The organism is Deltaproteobacteria bacterium, from assembly GCA_009929795.1.
Classification (GTDB): domain Bacteria; phylum Desulfobacterota; class Desulfovibrionia; order Desulfovibrionales; family Desulfomicrobiaceae; genus RZZR01.
The window spans coordinates 1-5,898 of the sequence record RZZR01000142.1; the positions used below are offsets into that span (position 1 = coordinate 1).

Annotated in this window: 6 protein-coding genes; all 6 read right to left on the bottom strand. The window is 56.6% G+C overall.

All coding sequences use genetic code 11. From position 1 onward, the window contains the following. Nucleotides 1-952: hypothetical protein (locus tag EOM25_11680; protein ID NCC25832.1), on the bottom strand; the 952-nt coding region annotated here is incomplete at its 3' end. Between the two features lie 457 nt (nt 953-1,409). Beyond that, complete coding sequence (locus EOM25_11685) at nt 1,410-2,264, bottom strand: ABC transporter permease (GenBank protein ID NCC25833.1); 855 nt, start codon at nt 2,262-2,264, stop codon at nt 1,410-1,412. Next, complete coding sequence (locus tag EOM25_11690) at nt 2,261-3,115, bottom strand: ABC transporter permease (protein NCC25834.1); 855 nt, start codon at nt 3,113-3,115, stop codon at nt 2,261-2,263. Before EOM25_11690 ends, EOM25_11685 begins: the two co-directional genes overlap by 4 nt. A gap of 1 nt (nt 3,116) precedes the next feature. Next, nucleotides 3,117-4,199 carry an ABC transporter ATP-binding protein gene (locus tag EOM25_11695; GenBank protein ID NCC25835.1) on the bottom strand — a complete coding sequence of 361 codons (1,083 nt, stop codon included), beginning with the start codon at nt 4,197-4,199 and terminating at the stop codon, nt 3,117-3,119. Between the two features lie 146 nt (nt 4,200-4,345). After that, nucleotides 4,346-5,404, bottom strand: a complete 1,059-nt coding sequence (locus EOM25_11700) for an extracellular solute-binding protein (GenBank protein NCC25836.1) — start codon at nt 5,402-5,404, stop codon at nt 4,346-4,348. Between the two features lie 360 nt (nt 5,405-5,764). Further along, nucleotides 5,765-5,898, bottom strand: a 134-nt coding sequence (locus EOM25_11705; GenBank protein NCC25837.1) for a DUF1287 domain-containing protein, incomplete at its 5' end; no start/stop codon positions are given.

A 5,898-nucleotide genomic window follows, 5' to 3' on the forward strand; every position in this document is an offset into this window, starting at 1 on the left:
GCCCATGGACCAGGCCCGGGACAAGCATGGATACTCCGAAAAGAATGGCCAAAAAATTCAAAGTCAATTGGGCCGCGAACAACCGGACCAGTATCGGAAGTGCGGGCTTACGCTGTTCATCCGTTCGCCGGGAACGTTGCGCCCGCATTTTTGCCAACCCAATGGAGCCGCTCGCGACATTGAGGACGCCGACGAGCACGGTCAGCGGCTGGACCAAAATGTTCGGGATGATGCAGGAGGCGATCCCCAAAGCCGAAAACGCGAGGCCCACCCCGATGATGGCCCATGAACGGGGAAAGATACCCACGGGTGTGTTCCCGGACGCAAGCATCTGGATCGCGAAAATTACCATCAAGAGGCCCAGTTGCGCACTTGGTGAAAAAGGGATGAAACCCAAGCTCACCGGGATGAGCAGAGACCCGAGCAGCAGCATGAAAACACCCATCAGCAAGAGTATTGCCTGGTCCGTGGAAAGATCCACATCTCCATCGGGGCGCCTCTCGGCCTCCGGATATCTGCGGCATATCGTCCAGAGCACCACCGCAAGATAGAAAATCGCCGCACCAAAGAGTAATACTGCCAAAGCCGTGACCGGTTTGGTCAGCAGATTGGGTTTCCAGAGAAGCAGGCCAATGGCCATCGACAGGGCATAGACCGATCCACACCCGAAAATCAGTTGCCAAAAGATACCCCCATATTTTGCCCAGCTCCGGAGTTTGTCCCGGGCAAAGCACATCCGCAAAAAAAGCAGTGCTCCGCCAGGGACGAAACAGATGAAAAGCGCAATCCGGGGAAGGCGAACCAATGTCGGGAGGAAGCAGGTGGCCATGCCGATAGCCGCAATGCCCAGACCCACCGCGAGTACGAACTTTGACCTCGGCAGGTCGCCGAAAGGCGTTCTTCCAAGCGTGATCATTTGCAGGGCGAATACGATCAGGAGCAGGCCAAACAACCCGTTTTCGTAGTATGGAAACACACCGGAGGAGATGGGAAAGAGCAGGACCCCGGTTATCAGCATGACCATTCCACCGATGGCCAGGATCACGACTTCGAGAGGAATGTCTGTCTTCTTGAATACCATGTGTTATTCCCGCCTAGTGTGCGTCATGTCCAAAAAACAAGATGCGTCGGCCGACCAGCTCATTGTTGTGTCGTTATTTTGGAAATGTTTTTTGCTTGCGTCTGCACATCGTGTCAACCAGCGTCCCGCCGGATTGACCCCGCCACCATGACGAAGCTCCGTCTCGTTGGCCCACCGGCCATGGAAAGAAGAACATTATGTCGACACGGTCCTCATGACCGTTGGAAGAGGAAAAGACGTAGATCGGGTCCAAAAGGAAACCGATACAAGCATCGAGCGGGATCTGAGCCATCTTTCTTGCGGAAACGAGATCGAAGACCAAACTTGCCTACGTTTCTTTGGGGGAACCGAGCAGATTGACCAGGGCCAGAAGGGATGTTCCCAGGATCAGAAGGAGGGAGATGGAGTTGATCACCGGAGTGCTTCCATCCCTGACTTGCAGGTAGAGATTGACCGGCAGGGTGGGTTGCGATCCGACCAGGAACAGGGTTGTGTTGAAATTCTCAAAACTCATCAGGAAAGCCACGGACCCGGCTCCGAGTATGGCCGAACGCAAAAAGGGAATGGTGATGTGCCGGATAACCTGAAGGCGGTTGGCCCCCAGGTTCATGGCCGCCTCTTCCAGAGCGGGATCGAACTTGCGGAGCCTGGCGGCCACAACCAGGGTCACGAACGTGGTGATGAAGGAAAACTGACCCAGAACCACCAGCCAGAAACTGGGACGCAAAAACGAAATGTCCACTCCCAGCCGGTCCTCGAAAAACATTCCGGCCGTATTGGCCGCCAAAAGGATGGAAATGCCCAGGATCACGCCAGGAATGACCAATGGGGCCAGCATGAGCAGGTAGAGCGGGCCCTTGAGGGGAAATTCCTCCTGCTCGAACAAAAAGGCCGCGCAGGTCCCGACAACCACACTGGAAATGGCTACCCAAAAAGCCGTCTGAAAGCTGACCCAGATGGACCTCAGATTCTGCTGGTCGTGAAAGATGCCCACCCGATCCGGCCCGGGCGACAGAAACCAGTCCAGAGTGAACCCGTTCCAGGGCAAAGAGGGAAAGTCGGAATTGTTGAAGGCTAAAACGCAGGTCACGGCCAATGGTGCGAACAGAAAAAGAAAGTACAGGATGATGAACGAACAATAGACCCATGAATAGGTCCTTGAACTCGGCAGGCTCCTGATCATGAAGCCACCTCACCCAATTTTTGCCCCGAAACCTTGAGGCCCAGCCAGATGATGACCGAAGACAAAGCCAGCAGGAGGAACCCGAAGGCCGATCCCTGATTCCAGTTGAAGCTGGCGATGAACTGGTTGTAGATTTGTTCCGTGAACCACAGGGAATTCTTGCCTCCCATGAGATTCGGCGTCAGGTAGTTGCCGAGGCAGAGCATGAACACCACGATGGCCCCGGAAGTGATCCCGGCCTTGCAGTGGGGAATGACGATCGTCCACCAGATGGTGAGCTTGCCCGCCCCCAGATCGTGGGCGGCTTCGATCAGGCTGTCGTCCAGACTCTCCACGGCCGAGACCAGGGGAACGACCATGAACAGCATGGACGTGTACACTAGGCCCATGATCATGCTCGCATCGTTATAGAGCATTTCCACCGGCCGGGTCGTGAGTCCGATTTTCATCAGAAAGAAATTGATGACCCCGGACTCTCGCAGGAGAATCATCCACCCATACACCCGGACCAGTTCGCTTACCCAGAATGGCAAAAGAAGAAGTACGAGATAGAAGCGCTGTGTTCTGGGTCTGGCCACCTTGACGATGTAAAAGGCCACGGGCATGGCCAGAACAAAGGTCAAAACCGTTGTGATCACCGAATAGAGGGCCGTCCGGACAAAGGTCAGCCAATAAATGGGCTCGTGGAAAAAATTCAGATAATTTCGAAAAGTCCAGCCCATTTCGCCGTATTCGTTCTCTCCTCTCAGGCTCATGACCAGAAGGTCCAGATGAGGCAGGATGATGAGCAGGCCCAACCAGAGAACGACCGGGGCCAGGAAGAAAAAAAGACCGAACCTGGATCGAGTCATGTCAGGACTCCGTCCGGAAGCAGATGCCGGACTGCGGGTCCCATCCGACGGCGATGGACTGACCGGGTCTGATGTGATCGAATTTGCGATTTTGAGGGAGGGTGACCAAAAGCTCGTGCCCGGCCGCCGTGGCCGTCAACAGACGACTGTTGGCCCCGTCAAATAGGATGGTCTTGACCCTGACGGTGAAGAGATTAAGGCCTCCCCTCTCCTGCGGGTCGATGCGCATGGCTTCGGGCCGGAGGAAAAGGTCGACCCTCTGTCCGGTTTCGGCATTGCCCCTGATCCTGGCCCTGAAGACAAAGCCTTCGTCGGTTCTGACGGCGACCTCGTCTCGACCGGACTCGGTTACGACCCCGGCCCAGGTATTGGTGTCCCCGACAAATCCGGCCACAAAGGGCGAGACCGGCTGGCCGTAGAGTTCCTGGGGCGTGCCGATCTGCTCGAATTTTCCCAGGTTCATGACCGCCACCTGGTCCGACATGACCAGGGCCTCGGACTGGTCGTGGGTGATGTAGATGAACGTCGTGCCCACCGTGGCCTGTAGGGTCTTGAGTTCGACCTTCATCTGTTCCCTGAGCTTGAGGTCCAACGCCCCCAAAGGCTCGTCCAGAAGAAGAACCGACGGTTCCAACACTAGACACCTGGCAATGGCCACCCGCTGCTTCTGCCCCCCTGAGAGCTGGCCGATTCTCTTTCCTCCGAACCCGGGCAACCCGACCCGCTCGAGGATGTCTTCGACTTTTCGCCGGATTTCACCTCTGGGCACCTTCCGCCGTTTCAGGCCGAAAGCTATGTTTTCAGCCACATCCATCATCGGAAAGAGCGCCAGATGCTGGAAAACGAGATTGACCGGCCGCTTGTCTGGAGGCACCCCGTCCATGTCTTGCCCCCGAATCTCGATGACTCCTGACGTGGGCCGCTCGAACCCGGCCACCATGCGCAGGATGGTGGTCTTGCCGCATCCCGAAGGGCCAAGAATGGAAAAGAAAGATCCCCTGGGGACATCGAAACTGACATCGTCCACGGCCCGAAATGGACCGAAGGTCTTGACCAGGGAGCGGACGGAAAGATCGTTGTCCATGTCGAAGTCCCGCTGTTGGGGCGTCGGGCAGAAAAGGCGGCCTTTCGGCCCGACGCCGACTCCGCGAACCGGTCAGTCCGCAGAGCTTTCGGTGAATGCCCGGGCCATTTGAAAGGCCCAAACGATTGAGAATGGTGAACGGGCTGTTAGCTGGCGGCCTTGACCTTGTCGAGGGTCATACCTTCAAGGCTTTCGAGTTTGGCCGGGACCGGGGGATACCACTTGATGTTGTCGATGGTTGCCGGCGGAAAGCATCTCTCGAAATTGGCCCGAACGGCCGGGTCGACAAACTCGTTGGCACCCTTGGAGGCCGTGGCGCACTTTTCCTGGGAGGTGAACAGTCCGGCGTTTTCCGGCCTGAGCATGAAATTGATCCACTTGTAGGCCGCTTCGATGTTTTCGGCCTTGGCCGGGATGGCAAAGGTATCGATCCAGCCGAGAGCCCCTTGCTTGGGGGCCACGAAATCGATGGCCGGGTTCTCTTCATGCAGCTTCCAGCCCCCGTTGTCCCAGGCCATGGCCACGAAAACCTCGCCGGAACGCATGGACTCGAGCAGAGCGTCCCCGTTGGCCCAGTAATTCTGCACAAGCGGTTTGGCCTCGATCAGGGTCTTTTCAATTTTGTCCAGCATCTCCTTGTAGGCCGCCTCGTCGGCGTACAGGGCAAATGGATCGTACCCCAGGGCAAAACCCATGGCGATCAAGGTCGGCCGCTTCAGACGATAACTGATCCGCCCCGTGTAGGCCGGATCGAGCAGTACGTTCCAGGAATCCGCCCCCTTGGCCTTGTCGCTGTTGACGATCAGCCCCGACGTGCCCCAGCAAAAGGGAACGGCGTAGGATGCACCACCCACGACCGTATTCTTTTTCACGGCATCGAGCATCGAGGGAATGAACAGCGAGGCATCGATCTTGGTGTAGTCCATGGCCTGATAGATCTTGAACTGTTCCTGTACCGACGAAATTCGGTCCTGACTCGGCTGGGCCAGATCGAATCCGGCTCCCCGGGTGGCTCTGAGCTTAGCGATCATCTCCTCGTTGTTCGTGTAGGTCACTTCGACCGTGATACCCGTTTCCTTGGTGAACTTGTCCACCAATTCCTTGGAGGCGTAGCCCTTCCAGGTCAATAGCCTCAGGGTTTCGGCCTGGGCCACTCCGGACGCCAGCAAGGCCAGGAACACGATGGGTGCGATCATCCTTTTCATCTGTCGACTCCTTTTCGGCTTTCTAAAAGCATGGTTGAAGGTATGGAAGAAATCGAAGAAAAATTACGCCCAAAACCGCTGCGGCGCAACACCGAGAACATGACATTTTGAAGACAATGAGGTGTCGGCCCCTGGAATTTTGGCGAGATTGCCACCATTGGATGGAGGCACGGCCGAGGTCCAGGGTCAAGACGCATATATTGTGGGCATGACGTTTTGCTGGAGGACCGGATCACCGACAAGGCCCTGGCGCGGATCAGTATTATGTCCAAGAGGACTGATGGTCATGGGTAAACGCAGGCAGGCATGGGCTGATATTCAAACATGGATATCCTGACTACGATATACATCGGCTTCATCCTAATCGGATCCGCTGTATCGATAGTGACCGGTGATGGGGTACAAAAAGAGCGTGTCGTCAAGCTCGGGGCCGGCACCGATGTTGTGGACGACCAGGGGTCTGCGCCCATCGGCCGAGCGACGCTCGACGATGA